The 15,044-nt window shown below is 70.4% G+C and carries 10 protein-coding genes; 6 read left to right on the top strand and 4 right to left on the bottom strand.

Features of this window, described 5'->3' with window-relative positions:
* Nucleotides 1-579: 579 nt before the first annotated feature.
* On the top strand, nucleotides 580-1,224 hold the full coding sequence (locus POL25_RS29515) for an RNA polymerase sigma factor (RefSeq protein WP_272089583.1): 645 nt from the start codon (nucleotides 580-582) through the stop codon (nucleotides 1,222-1,224).
* A 38-nt stretch (nucleotides 1,225-1,262) separates the two neighbouring features.
* Here the strand turns inward: POL25_RS29515 and POL25_RS29510 are convergent, their stop codons facing one another.
* Entirely contained in the window at nucleotides 1,263-3,902 is a 2,640-nt protein-coding gene (locus tag POL25_RS29510) for a protein kinase domain-containing protein (RefSeq protein ID WP_272089582.1), read from the bottom strand.
* 97 nt (nucleotides 3,903-3,999) lie between these two features.
* Here POL25_RS29510 and POL25_RS29505 point away from each other — a divergent pair, with 97 nt between their 5' ends.
* The 4 genes from POL25_RS29505 to POL25_RS29490 all read left to right on the top strand — a co-directional run bounded on the left by POL25_RS29505 (nucleotide 4,000) and on the right by POL25_RS29490 (nucleotide 9,757).
* Complete coding sequence (locus POL25_RS29505) at nucleotides 4,000-5,436, top strand: IS1380 family transposase (protein ID WP_276594572.1); 1,437 nt, start codon at nucleotides 4,000-4,002, stop codon at nucleotides 5,434-5,436.
* A gap of 479 nt (nucleotides 5,437-5,915) precedes the next feature.
* Entirely contained in the window at nucleotides 5,916-7,127 is a 1,212-nt protein-coding gene (locus POL25_RS29500) for an AI-2E family transporter (RefSeq protein ID WP_272089581.1), read from the top strand.
* 987 nt (nucleotides 7,128-8,114) lie between these two features.
* A complete protein-coding gene (locus POL25_RS29495) occupies nucleotides 8,115-9,077 on the top strand; it encodes an SMP-30/gluconolactonase/LRE family protein (RefSeq protein WP_272089580.1) in 963 nt (320 codons plus the stop codon).
* Between the two features lie 188 nt (nucleotides 9,078-9,265).
* Complete coding sequence (locus tag POL25_RS29490; RefSeq protein WP_272089579.1) at nucleotides 9,266-9,757, top strand: hypothetical protein; 492 nt, start codon at nucleotides 9,266-9,268, stop codon at nucleotides 9,755-9,757.
* A 99-nt stretch (nucleotides 9,758-9,856) separates the two neighbouring features.
* Here the strand turns inward: POL25_RS29490 and POL25_RS29485 are convergent, their stop codons facing one another.
* The 3 genes from POL25_RS29485 to POL25_RS29475 all read right to left on the bottom strand — a co-directional run bounded on the left by POL25_RS29485 (nucleotide 9,857) and on the right by POL25_RS29475 (nucleotide 14,063).
* Nucleotides 9,857-10,237 (bottom strand): GIY-YIG nuclease family protein, encoded by a 381-nt coding sequence (locus POL25_RS29485; RefSeq protein WP_272089578.1) that lies wholly within the window; start codon nucleotides 10,235-10,237, stop codon nucleotides 9,857-9,859.
* Nucleotides 10,234-10,785 carry a DUF2239 family protein gene (locus POL25_RS29480; RefSeq protein WP_373372133.1) on the bottom strand — a complete coding sequence of 184 codons (552 nt, stop codon included), beginning with the start codon at nucleotides 10,783-10,785 and terminating at the stop codon, nucleotides 10,234-10,236. Before POL25_RS29480 ends, POL25_RS29485 begins: the two co-directional genes overlap by 4 nt.
* Nucleotides 10,786-10,976: 191 nt before the next feature.
* The gene (locus POL25_RS29475) at nucleotides 10,977-14,063 is read right to left on the bottom strand and encodes an FG-GAP repeat domain-containing protein (RefSeq protein WP_272089576.1); all 3,087 of its coding nucleotides are present in this window, start codon (nucleotides 14,061-14,063) and stop codon (nucleotides 10,977-10,979) included.
* A 485-nt stretch (nucleotides 14,064-14,548) separates the two neighbouring features.
* On the opposite strand from POL25_RS29475, the gene POL25_RS29470 reads away from it, so the two are divergent.
* Nucleotides 14,549-14,983: a hypothetical protein gene (locus POL25_RS29470; protein ID WP_272089575.1), complete on the top strand. Its 435-nt coding sequence runs from the start codon at nucleotides 14,549-14,551 to the stop codon at nucleotides 14,981-14,983.
* The last annotated feature ends 61 nt before the right edge of the window (nucleotides 14,984-15,044 follow it).

The following is a 15,044-nucleotide window of genomic DNA, read 5'->3' as shown; positions in this document are numbered from 1 at the left end:
CGACGTCGTGTCGTCGCCCGAGCACGCGTCGCCGGGGCGCCCGCACGGGCCAGCGAGACGGCTGTCACGAAGTCACTGGGTCCCAGGTGCCAGGGGCGAGGAGAGCGCATTTCTGCACCGCTCGAGCCGCGACCTCGGCTCGTGACCATGCTTGTGTTTTTGGCCTTTGCTTCGCCGCGCTTGCACTCAAGCTCGCCAACACGAGCGGGATCGGAGACTCATTGTCGTGCGTGTGCGGATTGGTGAGCATCGGCTGCACCTTGCGGCTCCGGCCTGCTTGTTCAATCGAGCAATGCCTATTGCGGTGGAATGATTCGCTCGACATGAATAGTGTCACCATTATGGTCCAGTGAATCGACCCAGATTCCCTTTGATTCGCTGGACCGCGCGGGCGATCGGGCGCGCCTGGGCGGGCGTGCAGGCGCGAGCGCGCCTGGGTGGGCGCCGGCCTTCGGGATTTCCGGCGCGGGTCGCCTCATTTTTTGCTACGTTGCCGCCGACCTTGGCCGACGCGTGCACCTTTTCGTATCCCTGTGACCGCCGATTCGCCGCCAATCCCTTGGCAGGAGGCCCGCAGCGATGACGGAGCGGACCGACGAGGCGCTGCTGCTGGCGTGGATCGACGGCGACGCGGTGGCCGGCAAGCAGCTGGTGACGCGGCACTATCGGCGGATCTTGCTGTTCTTTTACGGCAAGGTCGGGCCCGAGCTCGGCCGCGACCTGACGCAGTCGACGTTCGAGACGCTGTGCGCCAAGAAGGTGGTGTTCCGCGGCGAGGCGAGCGTGCTGACCTACCTGTTCGGCATCGCCCGCTGGAAGCTGGTCCACCACCTGCGGTCGCGGCGGCTGCACGCCGAGCGCTTCGAGCCGCTCGAGCACTCGGTCGAGCTGCCGGACGTCGAGCGCTCGATCACCTCGCTGTTCATGGGCCGCCAGCGCGAGGCGCTGCTGGTCCGGGCCCTGCGCTCGCTGCCGCTCGACGACCAGATCGTGCTCGAGCTCAAGGAGTACGAGGGCATGACGTCGCGCGAGCTGGCCGAGGTCTACGAGGTCGGCCGCGACACGATGTCGAGCCGGATCAACCGCGCGCGCCAGCGACTGACGGCGGCGGTCCAGCGCGCGGCCGAGTCGGCGCAGCTGATCGACTCGACGCTGACGGGCCTCGACGCGTGCATGCGGGAGATCCGCGACCGCATCGAGAGCGCCGCGCGCGGCAGCGGCTGACGGCGCGACCGAGCGGTGACTTCGCCGCGAGTATTTGTTCAGCAGCCGCGGCCGGCGAACACTGGCACCGCGCCGCAGCCGTGGGCCGCGTAGTATTCGCCGGGCGTCTCGTCGTCGCCGATGTCCTCGGTCATGCCGTAGCCGAGCTGGCCCTCCGAGTTGCTGCCCCAGCAGCGCACGCTGCCGTCGATCGTGCGCACGCACGTGTGCGAGTAGCCGAGCGAGATCTGCGTGACCCGATCGATCTGCCCGTCGTGATCGAGGTCGCCGACGTCGACCACCCCGTCGTTGCCCATCGCCGCGTACGCCTGCGCCGGCGTCATGTGGTGGCCGATGCTCCAGTGGCCGGTGGTCTGCTGCAGCCGCGGCCCGTAGCCCAGGCTGCCGCGCTTGCCCCAGCCCCAGCAGCGCACGCGGCCGGCGTCGTCGAGCACGCAGGCTCGCTTGCGGCCCATTCGCAGGTCGACCACCCGCGCCCCGCCGAGGTCGCCGAGGTCGACCGCGCGGGCGGGGCGGGGCACCAGGCAGCCGACGCCGTGGCTGCCCGCGTCGCAGCCGGCGATCTGGTCGAAGCGCTCGCCGAGCGCGCCGTCGTCGTTGCCGCCCCAGCAGCGGACCTCGCCGGTGGTCCCGAGCACGCACGCCCAGCCGCCGTTCATGCGCACCGCCGCCACCTCGAAGCCCTCGAGGCCCTCGACGTCGAGCTCCGGCGTGTCCGGCGTGCGGCCGCGGGCGCCGTCGCCGACGCCGTCGCCGGCGTAGCGGTTCACCGGCCAACCTGTCCCGAGGTGCAGGTTGCGATTGCCGCCCCAGCAGCGCACCGCGCCGCCTTCGAGCCGCGCGCACACGTTGGCGATCCCGAGCGACAGCTGAGTGGCCACCGCGCCGCCGAGGTCGATCGATTCGGCGGGGGGCGTCGCGCGGGGTTCGGTGTCGCCGCGGCCGAGCTGGCCGTGGCTGTTGCTGCCCCAGCAGAACACGCCGGGCCGCGTTGGTTGGGCGCCGGCCAGGGCGCAGGTGTTGGCCTCGTTGGCGACGATCGAGCGGACCGGCGGCAGCGCGAGCGGGGGCAGGCGGGCCGGGACCTCGTCGCGGGCGTCGCCCCAGTGGGTCACGCCGGGGCCGAGGCCGAGCTGCTCGCTGTCGTCGCTGCCCCAGCAGCGGGCGGTGTCGTCGTCGAGGACCGCGCAGGCGTGCGAAGCGAGGAACTCGAGCTCGAGCTGTCGCGCGCGCCGCGGGCCGAGGTCGATCGGCGGCACGGCGTGGGGCAGCTCGTCGTCGCCGATGTGACCGACGTGGTCCGGCTGGGCCAGGTGCGCGCCCTGTCGGCCCCAGCAGCGCACGTGGCCGGCGCGCGTCAGGACGCAGGTGTAATGCGGCCCGGCGCGCAGGTCGACGACCTCCGAGGTCGTGCAGTCGACCTCGCAGCCGTCGGCCGGGGTGGCGTCGCCGTCGTCGCACTGCTCGCCGCCGTCGATACGGCCATCGCCGCAGCGCGGGGCAGGGAGGATCGCGGGGCTGGCGTCGTCTTGCGTCGCGCTCGCGGGCGGCGAGGGCTCGGCGCGTGGCGGGTCGTCGAAGCCGCCCGCAGCGGCCACGGTCGCGACACCGAGGCCCAGCGCGAGCGCGACGCTGCCGAGTTGCGGCAGGCCGCGCCAGCGCGAGCGGCCGTCGATCGCCTGCAGCGCCGCCAGCATCGCCGCCATGCTCTGAAACCGCTGCGCGGGCCGCTTGTGACAGGCGCGCTCGAGCCAGCGGCGCAGCGCGGCGGCGGTGCTCGCCGGCAGCCCGGGCGCGTGCAGCCGCGGCAAGGGGGCGAGCAAATGTTGGTACATCAGCTCGGCCGGGGTGGTGCCGGCGAACGGACGCTGGCCCGCGAGCACGAAGTAGGCCGCGCAGCCGAGGCTGTAGACGTCGGAGCGCGGATCGGCCTCCTCGCCGCGGAACTGCTCGGGGCTCATGTACGCCGGGCTGCCGAGCACCACTCCGGTGCGCGTCAGCTCGGTCGATTCGTCGGCGCGCACGAGCCCGCGCGCCATGCCGAAGTCGATGAGGATGCAGCGATCGCTGCCGTCCTCGCGGTTGCCGACCAGCATCACGTTGGAGGGCTTGAGGTCGCGGTGGACCACCCCGCGCTCGTGCGCGCAGGCGAGGGCCTCTGCCAGCTGGATCAGCACCGGCCGCGCGCGGCTCCACGGCAGCGGCCCGGACCACTCGACCTCCTCCGCGAGCGTGCGCCCGACCAGCCGCTCCATCACCAGATAGACGCAGCCGTCGTCGGTCTCGCCGACGTCGAGGATGTCGACCACGCCGGGGTGACGCACGGCGGCCGCGAGTCGGCCCTCGCGCAGGAATCGGCGGCGCACCAGCGGGTCGGCGGCCAGCTCGTCGCGCAGCAGCTTGACGGCGACCTCTTTGCGCAATGCGACGTGCTCGGCGCACCAGATCTCGCCGACGCCGCCGCGGCCGAGGCGGTGGAGCAGGCGATAGCGACCGGCCAGGGTCGCGGTCGCGGAGGCGGTCGCGGGCTCGAACCCGCCGGGCCGCACGCGCGCGACCAACTCGGCGCACCATCCGTCGATATTTGTGCCGTCGGGGGCGTCGCGCAGCGGCAACGCGGCCGAGCTGTCCCCGGCCGCGTCGGGCCACGTCGACGGGTCGCGCATCGTGATGGACACGAGCCTATCACCGTCGCGGCAGGGGCCCTAGCCCGGATTTCTCACCACGGTAAGGAATTCCGGCCGTACTTCCCGAGTTTGAGCGGGTGTGAAACGATTGCTTGCCACCCAGGGGTACGGCCGGAACACGACAAGGTGTATCCGCACCGAGTTCGATTTTCAACCTGCCGGACGGCGCCGGGTCGAGGCTGCGTTCGACGCCGGACGGGTCAGCTCGGACGGCGGTTTGCTGCTGCTGCGCGAGCTGACCAAGAGCTCAGGTGTGTTTCGAAGGTTCGCGTCCTGCTTCCGGGACCACCGCGACCCGAGCCGCATCGAGCACACCGTCGAGGAGCTGCTGGCGCAGCGTGTGCTGGGCCTTCTGTGCGGCTACGAAGACCTGAATGACCATGACACGCTCCGCGACGACGCCTTGCTCGCACTGGCGGTCGGCAAGGCCGATCCGACCGGCGAGCAGCGCAAGCGGGAGCGCGACCGGGGCCACGCGCTGGCCGGCAAGAGCACGCTGAACCGCCTGGAGCTGGCGACGCCGATCGTCGCGGGTGACGAGCGCTACAAGAAGATCAGCTACGACGACCACGGCATCCAACGCCTCTTCGTCGACACCTTCCTCGCCGCGCACACTGAACCGCCGGCGGAGATCGTCCTCGATCTCGACGCGACCGACGACCCGGTGCACGGTCAGCAGGAGGACCGCTTCTTTCACGGTTTCTATGACGGCTACTGCTACCTGCCGCTGTACGTCTTCTGTGGCAACTTCCTCCTCGGTGCCGCGCTGAACACCGCCAACGAGCAGCCGGCCAGCCATGCGGTCGAGGAGCTGGAGCGGATCGTCGCGCAGATCCTCGCGCGCTGGCCGAGCGTGCGGATCATCGTGCGTGGGGACTCGGGCTTCTGCCGCGATGACCTCATGCGCTGGTGCGAGGACAACGGGCTCTACTTCGTCCTCGGCCTGCAGAAGAACTCGCGCTTGATCGAGGAGATCGACGCCGAGATGAGCGAGGCCCGCGCCATCGCCGAGCGCACCGGCAAGAACGCGCGGGTCTTCAAGGATTTCCGATACGAGACGAACCGGTCCTGGTCCTGCGAACGCCGCGTGGTCGGCAAGGCCGAGTACACGACCGACAAGGAGAACCCGCGCTTCGTCGCCACCAACCTGTCCTGCGACGAGTATGACGCCCGCGGCCTCTACGAGGACCTGTACTGCGCCCGCGGCGACATGGAGAACCGGATCAAGGAGCAGCAGCTCGGCCTCTTCGCCGACCGCACGAGCGCGCACACGCTGCGCGCCAACCAGCTCCGCCTCTGGCTCTCGTCCGTCGCCTACATGATCCTGAACGAGCTCCGCCGAATCGCGCTCGTCGGTACCGAACTCGCGCACGCCCAGGTCTCCACGATCCGCACGCGGCTGCTCAAGATCGGCGCGATCATCACGACCTCGGTCCGCCGCATCTACATCTCCCTCAGCTCGGTCTTCCCCTTCCAGCACGTCTGGTGGCGTGCCCTCGACAACCTCCGCCGATCACGCTCATGAGACGCTGACGATCCTCGACAACCTCCTGCCCGCATGGGTGCGCCTCTCCGCGCCGGGATTCGTATGTCCTCATGGACATGTAGCTCGGAAGGGCCCCGCCGGGCTTGTAATCCACCCTACAGCTCGATCTCGCGCAAGCTTCGGCGTCGCCCGCGACTCCTATCACCGACGACCGAGCGCCGAGCGCCTGGTCGGATAGAGGCCGCTCAGCAAGCTCCGCTACCCGTGGTGAGAAATCCGGGCTAGCGGGGCTTCACGTCGGCGAGAACGAGGTCCTTCGGGGTGTGGTGGCCTCGCGAACGGGACAGCGGGGCGAATGGGTGGAATCGACATGAAGTCGCGCGCGGACTCGAGGTTCGCGATCTCGGGAATTCCAGAGCGGGGCTCCCTGAGCGAGGTGTTCGTCGCGCGACGAACACCTCGCCGCCGCGCATGCTGCGCGAGGACGCGGGGGCGCAGGCGAAAAGCGGATGCCTGAATTGACGCATCCCAGCAGGCTCGGCACCTCGTCGAAGGCTGCGCGCTCGCCCTCGTCGGCTACGGTCGAGCCTGGCGGAGCCGCGCATTCGACCGCGGCAATTGTTGTGCTTGGATCCCCCGGTGCGGACAACGAAGCGACGTTCACGGACCGCGGCGGCCCTCCCGGGGCCTTCGATCGAGCGCGAGCGAGAGGGGCACGGCGCTTGATGTCGCCGCAATCTTTGACGTCGGCCCTCGTGCGCGCGGGCATGGTGGCGGCGGGGGTCCTGCTGGCGTGGTGGCTGGTCGACGTATTGCTGCTGATGTTCGCCGGTGTGCTGATTGCAGTCCTGTTGCGCGCCCCCGCGGACTGGCTGAGCGCGCGCACCCGTCTGTCGCCCAATCAGTCGATCGCCCTCGTATTGGTGGTGCTGGTGCTCGCCGCGGCGGGCGCGGCGTTTGCGATCGCGCCCGAGTTCGGCCGGCAATTCGACGAGATGATGGCGCAGATCCCCGACGCATGGCGCGAGCTGTCGGCGATGCTCGAACAACACCGCTGGGGTCGCTGGCTGATCGCCCGGGTGCAGGGCGCCCAGCCGGAGGCGATGCAGGGCGCCGGTCGAGCGCTGTCGACGACGTTCGGCGCGGTCGTCAGCCTGTTCGTGATCGCGGTCGTCGGCCTGTGGGCGGCCTTGCAGCCGCGGGTGTACATCGACAACGCGATCCGGCTGTTCCCCGTGGATGCCCGGCCACGGGTGAGGGCGCTCGTCGCCGAATGCGGCCAGGTGCTGCGCCGCTGGCTCGTGGGCTCGCTCGTGTCGATGACGCTGGTCGCCGTGGCGACGGCAGTGGGGCTGTGGGCCCTCGGAGTGCCGCTCGCGCTGGTCCTCGGGCTCGTGGCCGGGGTGATGGTGTTCGTGCCGAACTTCGGTCCGATCCTCTCGGCAGTGCCCGCGCTGCTGCTGGCCCTGCTGCAAGGGACGCAGACGGCCATCTGGGTGGCCGTCCTCTACGTCGGGGTGCAGGTCGTCGAGAACACGGTGGTCACGCCGCTGATCCAGCGAAGAGCGGTGTCGTTGCCGCCGGCGCTGACCATCCTCGCGCAGACGGCGATGGGTGTGCTGGCCGGCGCGCTGGGGGTCGTCGTGGCGGTGCCCCTGACGGCCCTTGGGCTCGTCCTGGTCCGTCGCACGTACGTCGCCCGGCTCGAGGGCGAGGCGCCGCGTCCTTGACGCGCGGTTGCGCTCGGAGCCGCCTCCTGCGAGGCTCGCCCGCATGCGGAGCCGCCTCCACGCCCAGCTGTGCGCCATCGATGACCGGCCCGCGCCGTCGCGCGCGGTTCGGGCCGGCGGCCGAGCTTCACAGCCGCGTCCTGCTCGGGGTCGCGACAGGTAGACCCGCGCATGTCCCTGGCTGGGACCACGCGCGGGTCCGAGATCTAGGCTGAACGCGAGGCGAGCCCGCGATGCTGCGGAGGATGCAGCGCTTCGCGTCCGCTCGGAGCGCCGAGCGGTAGGAGGTCACGCCGGTGATCGCCACGTCGTCGAGCGCCCCGCCGGCGCCGGTGCTGCTCAGGGGTCCGCAGATTTTTTGAGCTCGATCGCCGGCCGCGACCGAGGGCGAAGGACGACATGGATCGCGATGTAGGCGTGGCGAGGTCGCGGCGATTCGCCGTTGCGCGCGTACGACGCAAGCGATCCATGACGGCGAGGCGCGAGCGCTTTGCGAGACAAAAGCGGACGCGCAGCGCTGCCGCGATCGGGACCCGCCCCGAGTCGCCCGAGGACCCCGCCGCCGAGAGGAACATCGGCGATCGCCGCGAGGCTGCGAATGGCCCGGTCAAAAGGTGGTGCTCGCGGGGCCACGGGGGCGGACGGCGGCCGGGCGCGGGTGCTGGCCGACCCAGTTGCCGGTCATCGGGTCGCCGATCACGGTACCCGGATGTCGTCGGCACCAGCCTCGACCGCGAATCGACGCGAAGGACCCGCCGCAAACGACGAACCGCATGTTGCGTGCGCGTGACGGGCCCGCGATCCGCTGCCCCGAAGACGGGTTCGCGGACGCCGTTCGGCATCACGGGCAGCCCGCTGCAGAGGGCCAATGCAGCGGGTGGTTCGCGTGATGTACCGCGCGGACCCGGGTAGTCTCGGCCTGTGATCCGTTCTCTCCTTCAGATCACAAACAGCTGGTTATCTCACCGCCGACGACGAAAGGTCGCCATGAAGCACCCCATCCTGCTGTCCATCGCCGCCGCGCTCCCCGTCCTCGCCTGTGACCTGCCCCTGCCCGAGCAGTACAAGCTGGCGAGCAAGACCTCGTTGCCCGAGGGCATCGCCTACGACGAGGAGACGTTCTCGTTCTTCGCCACTGCCATCAATGGGGGCGAAATCACGCGGATCACCGCGCTGGGCCCCGAGCAGGTGTTCTACGCCTCCCCCGACCCGCTGGTGTCGTTCAGCGGGGCGCACGTGGACGCGGAACGCCGCCTCTTGTGGGTCTGTCAGGTCGATGTCAAGACCGACCCGGTCCCGAACTCGAAGGTGCTCGCGTTCGACATCGACGCCGGGACCATCGCGCGGACCATCGACCTCGGCGAGCCGTCGTTCTGCAATGATTTGACGACCGACGCCGCGGGCACGGTGTACGCCACCGATTCGGCGCTGCCGAACATCTACCGGATCGGCGAGGACGACACGGCCGAGGTGTTCGCCACCAGCCCGCAATTCGCCCCCCAGGCGCCCGGCGCGATGGGCCTCAACGGCCTCGACATCGCCCCCGGCGGCGAGGACCTGATGGTGGTGACCTCGATGCCGCCGGCGCTCTTCCGGGTGTCGCTGTCCGACCCGACCGAGATCGACGCAGTGACGTTCTCCGGCGACCTGTTCTCGGTCCCGGGCGACCCGCGATTCCCCGGCCCGGACGGGCTCGAATTCCTCGGGTCGAAGCTGTACGTGATCTACGACGGCGGGGTGCAGCAATTGTCGTTCTCAGGCAATGACCACACCCAGGCGACGGTCCGCACGACGACTTCGGTGCCGACAGGCCTGACGAGCGCGACGGTGGCCGAGGGCCAGCTCTACATGGTCGACAGCGAGGTCTATCGCGTGCTCTATACCAATCAGGCGCCGATCCTGCCGTTCAAGATCGTGCACCTCGACGAGGATCTTTTTGAAGCGATGTGATACGCGAGCCGGTAGTTTCCGAACGAGCCGGTACGCGCTTCTCGAGCCGGCCGCCTCGCCGAGCGGGTAGAGCCGTGGCGAAGAATTGGGCGCTCGGCCCTCGAGCAGGCGTCCGTACCGCGTGAGCCCCGACGAACTTCGGGTCCGCGCGCTGGTCGCCTGCCCTGGAGCGGCCCTATAGTCGGGCCATGCGTTGCGTCGACGAGCGGTCGGTTCGCGCGGCACTCGCCGCCGTGTCACCCGCGTTGCAGGCGGAGCTCCTCAACATCGCCGGGGCGCTCCGTGATCTCCCGGAGGTCGCGCTCGCCGTGTTCAACGTGGAGGCAGAGCGGGCCTTCGAGCGCTTCCCGGTCGAGCTCTTCACATATGACGCGCACGGATACGACTACGACGAGTGCTCGCTCGACGGCCTGGTGTTGCTCGCGGGCCGGACGCTCCTCGATCCGCGCGACAGCTACCCGCTCGGGCGGGTCGACTGGTTCGGGGCCGACACGACGCCCGACCTCGAACTCATCGAGCGGTTGCTCGTCGAGCAGCTCCGCGCGCATTGGCCGAAAATCGCGCACGTCCACGCCTATGCGGGCCGGATCGGGATGCCCGACGACGAAGGGCCGGAGCCCAGCGAGCTGGTGAGCCTCGACGACGGAGCGCGCAGGGTCATCACGCTGCGCTGGCGCTGAACCTGGGCCCCGAGCCGGCGCGCGGCGAGCCGCTCGCGGCGTTCGCGGCGCATCGGGTCAATCATCAACCATGTCCTTTTGGACATGTCGATGACCCGCTCAGGTGTCGCGGATCCGCGGGTGCAGGTTGTAGCTGCGTTCGCCGAGCGGCGCCGTGCGCTCGAGCCACAGGTCCTCCAGGAACGCGAGCTCGTCCTCGTGCGGGCCGGCCTCTGCGTCCTGCGGCGCGACGACCTCGGCGATCGTGAACTCGAAGGCGTCCGGGCCGAGGCGGCGCCAGTCGTCCTGCAGGGCGCGGTTGGGGTGGCCGCCGATCGAGAGCAGGAAGCGGTGGCGGTTGAGCGGGCCGTGCAAATTCATGCTGCTGCCGAGCAGCACGCGATCGCTGACGGTGTTGCGAATGAGGTAGATGCCGGCCTGCCGCGGCTGCTCGCGGTACTGTCGCTTGTGCTCGGCGCGGGTGGTGAGGTGCGAGGTCATGGGTCGTCTCCGGGCGGAAAGGCGTGCCCCAGCATGTGAGCGAGGTGGTCGCGGATGTCGGCCGGCCAGCGGCGAGTCGTCTGGGCGAAGCGCCCGGCGTCGCGCGCGAACAGGGCCCGCGCGGCCTCCTCGTAGCCGGGCAGGTCGCCGGCGAGCGCGGTCATGACCCGGTGCGCGGCCTCCCGCGCGAGGCGAGCCCGCTCCGCGTCCGGGGCGCGCCGGATGGCCTCCTCGACGAGCCGGCGCAGGGCGGCCGAGATGCCGCTCGGCTGCTGCTCGAGCCACTCCCAGTGCCGCGGGAGCAGCGAGACCTCGCGCGAGACGACGCCGAGCTTCGGGCGACCAGGGCCCGCGCGGGCGGGCGGGTCGTCAGCGGCGAGCCGCGGGTCGAGCTCGACCTGGGCCCCGGTGGCGTCGTCGAAGACGAGGACGGGCCCGGCGCAGGCGAGCTCGCCGAGCCGCTGGAGGACCTCCCGCGCGCTGCCGGAGGCGATCCGGCGAGCGCCGGCAAAGGCGGTGTAGCTGCGCGGGGCGTGCACGGCGGGAATAATACCCGGGTGTTATTGAAGGGTCAATATCCCCCGGGTAAAATTATGGGGTGGGCGCTGGCGAGCGTGCGGGCGGCTCGTTCGTCGCACCGGAGACTCGGTCGCCTCGGTGCGGGGCGCCGTCGTGGCGCTTCAGTGATCGGCCGTCGCGCCGAAGTGGCGATGGTGACCCGGCGCGGCGGAGGCGAAGGCTACGGCGCGGGGTCCGGGGCGTGGGCGCGAGAGCAGCGGACCAGCAGGCCGCCGAATTTGCCGAGCGCGACGAGGTCGGGGCGGCCGTCGCCGTCGATGTCGGGGAAATCGACGGCGATCGCGGCGAGCGGAGCTTCGAGCGGGATCTGCACGCGCCGGGGATCGCCGTCGCCGAGCAGCCACACGAACAATTGCTTGCCGTCGGCGACCGCGAGGTCGTAGCGCCCGTCGCCGTCGGCATCGGCCGCGGTCAACAAGGCCGCCTCGTCGATTGTGACGAGCGGGCTGCGATGAGCGGGGTCGCCGTCGACGTGGCGATGGATCGTCGGCCCCTCCTGCGTCAGCAGATCGACGCGGCCGCGCGCGTCGGCGCGGCTGAACAGGGTGCGCTCGCCCGGCAGCGCCTCGGGCTCGGCCCACGCGCGGCCGCCGAGCCCGCGCACGAGCACGCTGGGCGCCTCTTCGGGATCGACGAGGATGTCGAGGTCGCCGTCGCGGTCGACGTCGCCGAGCTGCAGGGACGCGAACTGATACTCCGACACCGTGGCGATCGTCTGCCACGGGTCGAACCGCAGCGGCACGGCGGTGCCATGGGCCACGGCGAGCGCGAGGCGATCGTCGTCCTCGTACCGCAGGGCGACGAGGTCGGGCCGCGTGTCGGCGTCGATGTCCGCGACCTCCAGACGCACGGGCCGCTGGAACACCTCGAACACCACCTCGGGCTCCTGGCGGCCAGGGAATCCGCGGTACGCGAACAGGACGCCCCATTCGCCCGACAGCAGCTCGGGGCGGCCATCGCCGTCGAGGTCGCCGAAGGCCGTCGCGTCGGTGGCGATGCCCTCGCCGCGCCCCAGTGGGTCGGTCTCGCTGCCCCACAGCGCCGCGGCGCCGCCGCTCGCGCCCAGGGTCACGAGATCGTCGATACCGTCGAGGTCGAGGTCGGCGCGGATGAACCGGGACACGTCCCCGTGGAACTCGAAGCTGCCGCTCGCGCCGACGAGGCTCATCGTGTCGCGGGTGAGGTGCGTGGATATGCCATGCCCCACAGCGACGATGTCGAACTGGCTTGCCGGGTCGTCCGCGAAGGTCATCGCCTTGGTCGCCATCATCCGGTGACCGCGCCGCTCGGTCGCAAACGTGCCGCCGCCGAGACCGGAATGGTAGAAGAAGTTGTCCCCGAGGAGGTACACCAGGTCGAGCAGCCCGTCGCCGTCGACGTCGCGCACGGTCGTCGGGCTCAGCTGATTTGCGAGCGTCGCCTGGGGCGCGTCGTCGGCGATCCCTTCGATGCGGAGGTGACCCCCGGGGGCGTCGACGAACATCTCGCCGTCGCCGTCGCCGTCGACGTCGGCCGCGGCGAGTTGAGCGAAGTCATCGATCTCCAGAGCGACCCCGGACAGCGCCGCCAGGTCGTGCTCGACGCCGGGCGCGAAGCCGTCGCCCGCGGGCGTCATGCGCGTGAGCACCCGGGTCTCGTCGCGCCGCCCGAGGATCAGCGGCTCGTCGACGCCGTCCTCGTCGAAGTCGACCGCGATCAGTTTGTCGACGTACAGGCCGTCGGCAAACTCGACCACGGTGACGGCGCCGTCTTCGGCGAAGCGCAGCAGCGAAGCTCCGGGCGTCTGACTCAGGTCGTACTCTCGATCGGGGATGGCCGCGATCACGCGCGGCTGGCCCGGACCGGTCCGGAGCGACACCAGCGTCAGCGGCGCGACGCTCGGCGCGACGCCGGGCCCGGCGACGAACTGGCCGTCGTCGCCGCGAAAAAACGCCTGCGCACGGACATCGTCGCCGACGATGACCTCGGGCTGGCCGTCGCCGGTCACGTCGGCGATCACCACCGAGGTCGCGTACGCTTCGAGCTCGAACTGGGCTATTCGCTCGAGCTCGAGGTCGGCGCGGCCGCGGAGCAGGTGGAGGCTATCGCCGATGGTGACCGCGACGTCGATCAGGTGATCGCCGTCGAGGTGGCCCGTCGCCACCGTGCCGGAGCCGATCCACTCACCCACCTGCTCCCCGCGCCAGGTCTGGATGGCGGACGCGCTCGATCCCCAGGTGAAGCGCGTCAGGGAAGGGTTCCCGCCGACCAACACGGAGCCCGAGCGATCGGTGCCGACCCACTCGGAGGGCTCGCGCAGCCACCGCTCGGAGTTCCCGAGGAACGCCGCGCCCTTGCCGAACAAGGTCCGCAGCTGCAACCCTGCCGGCACGACGACCCCGACCAGGCCGTTCTTCGCCGGTGGGCCGACGGCCAGGCCGGCGCCCGTGGGCGCTTCGCCGGCGATCGGCAGCGCGACGGGGCTCGAGAACCGGCCGCCCTCGTTGTGATGGACCAGCACGCTGGTGGCCTCGTCGCGCGCGACGGCGTCGAGGTCGCCGTCGCCGTCGTGATCGGCGAGCTCGAGCCACCGCGTGCCCGGCGACGACGGGCTCGGCTCGGCCTGCAGCAGCCGCCCGTCGCCGGTGCCGCGGAGGACCTGCAGCGCGCCGGCGAAGGCGTCGACCACGACCACGTCGAGGCGCGCATCGCCGTCGACGTCGCCGATCGCCAGCTCCGACGCGCCGCTGCCCGCCGCGTAGTGCTGCGTGGCCCCGGTCACCGGATCGACGACCGCGAGCTGGCTCGCCCCGGACAGGCTGGCGATCAGCTCCGGCGCGCCGTCGCCGGCGAGGTCGGCGGCGCGCAGCGCCATCGGAGCGGAGCGCAACGGGAGGGTCCGTCGCCGGTCGAGCCGGCCCTCTGCGTCGACCGCGAAGACCTCGATCCGTCGTGCCGGCTCGGCCAGCGCCACCGCGACCTCGCCGGGCAGCGCCTCGATCCCGACCGGGTCGCTGTCGAGGTAGATCGAGGAGCGCCAGTCGTCGGCGTACCCGAGCGTGAGCTGCCGGTTGTCGCGCGACAGCACCACGGCCTCGTCCTTGCCGTCGCCGTCGAAGTCGAGCATCACCGCGTCCTGGACCCGCACGGCCACGCTCCGGGTGCGCCCCGGGTCGTCGCACAGCGGCGCCAGCGGGCCGCATGGACCCCCGTCGCCGCAGGCCAGCAGAGGCCCCAGGAGCGCGCCCAGGGCCGTGAGGCCGGCCATGCGTGGATTCGAGCCCCGTCGCTGCGGCATGCGGTTCGAAGAGGGTGAACGCTCGCCCGGCCGCGAGCAAGGGGCGGCAGCCAGTTGGTCAGAGTTCGAGGCTGCGGGAGAGCGCCGCCGAGGGCATCACGCCGGCCATGGCACGGAAGGCGAGTCGACGGCGACGCCCGGCGTCGACGGCAGCCCGTGAGCAGCTCGTATCGCAGTTGTCCTGAACCAGCCCTCGTCGGTATGCGTCCGGCACGTCGAGTCGGTATCGCGAGATGCATCATGATAAAGATCTCGACGGGAGTGATTGCGCGTTGATGACGCTCGGCGTATGGCTGGACGGATCTATTCAATATGGATAGAGCTCCCTTCGCGTAGTGTCCATAAACGAGGTGCGCGGCAAGCGAGCGGACTCTTGCATATCGTCTGGCTTGAGCGCGCTTCGGCGCCGCAGCGTTACGTGACGAAGTAGGTGTCTCTTGCATAAAAACTAGGTTATGTCGATTGTTCTCTTGCACCAGCGAGGGATTGAAGCATGCTTCGTTCAGGGAGAAGAAAAGATGCGAAACCTCTTCTTTGTCTTGTCTGCATTCTTCATCGCCTGCGATAGTCCGGATGACGAGGAGCTTTTCGAAGTCTCGGAGGGAGAGATGGCGCAGGATGCCGATGCGGACGCCGTCGGTCCGGACGAGTTGAGCGCCAATCCTCGCCCCGCCGCGGCAAACTGTCACTACAAGGTCCTCTGGCCGACGGCTGGTGTGTACGAAAAGCCTGGTTGGAACCTGCTGAAGACCAAGAATGCTGGCGACATCGTCGGCGATTGGTGTGACTGGACGTACTACGACGGATCGCATGAATATTTGGCGGTCACGACCGCCAGCGCGGAAGATGGCATCGGATGGATGCGCCGAAGCGCGGTGGTGAAGATGTAGAGGCCGCGGCTCGGGAGAGGCCGAGCTCGAGAGACTGGCTTGGCCGTAGCGAATGCGTCGT

This window comes from Nannocystis bainbridge (assembly GCF_028368995.1).
Lineage (GTDB): Bacteria > Myxococcota_A > Polyangia > Nannocystales > Nannocystaceae > Nannocystis > Nannocystis bainbridge.
Note: the sequence above shows the minus strand (reverse complement) of the source record. Positions and strands in the feature narration are given on the sequence as shown.

Excerpts from the sequence above, each read along its gene's own strand:
- POL25_RS29470 (WP_272089575.1), top strand. The coding sequence starts at position 14,549 with ATGTCGATTGTTCTCTTGCACCAGCGAGGGATTGAAGCATGCTTCGTT.
- POL25_RS29485 (WP_272089578.1), bottom strand. The coding sequence starts at position 10,237 with ATGACCTCGCACCTCACCACCCGCGCCGAGCACAAGCGACAGTACCGC.
- POL25_RS29490 (WP_272089579.1), top strand. The coding sequence starts at position 9,266 with ATGCGTTGCGTCGACGAGCGGTCGGTTCGCGCGGCACTCGCCGCCGTG.
- POL25_RS29515 (WP_272089583.1), top strand. The coding sequence starts at position 580 with ATGACGGAGCGGACCGACGAGGCGCTGCTGCTGGCGTGGATCGACGGC.
- POL25_RS29475 (WP_272089576.1), bottom strand. The coding sequence starts at position 14,063 with ATGGCCGGCCTCACGGCCCTGGGCGCGCTCCTGGGGCCTCTGCTGGCC.
- POL25_RS29495 (WP_272089580.1), top strand. The coding sequence starts at position 8,115 with ATGAAGCACCCCATCCTGCTGTCCATCGCCGCCGCGCTCCCCGTCCTC.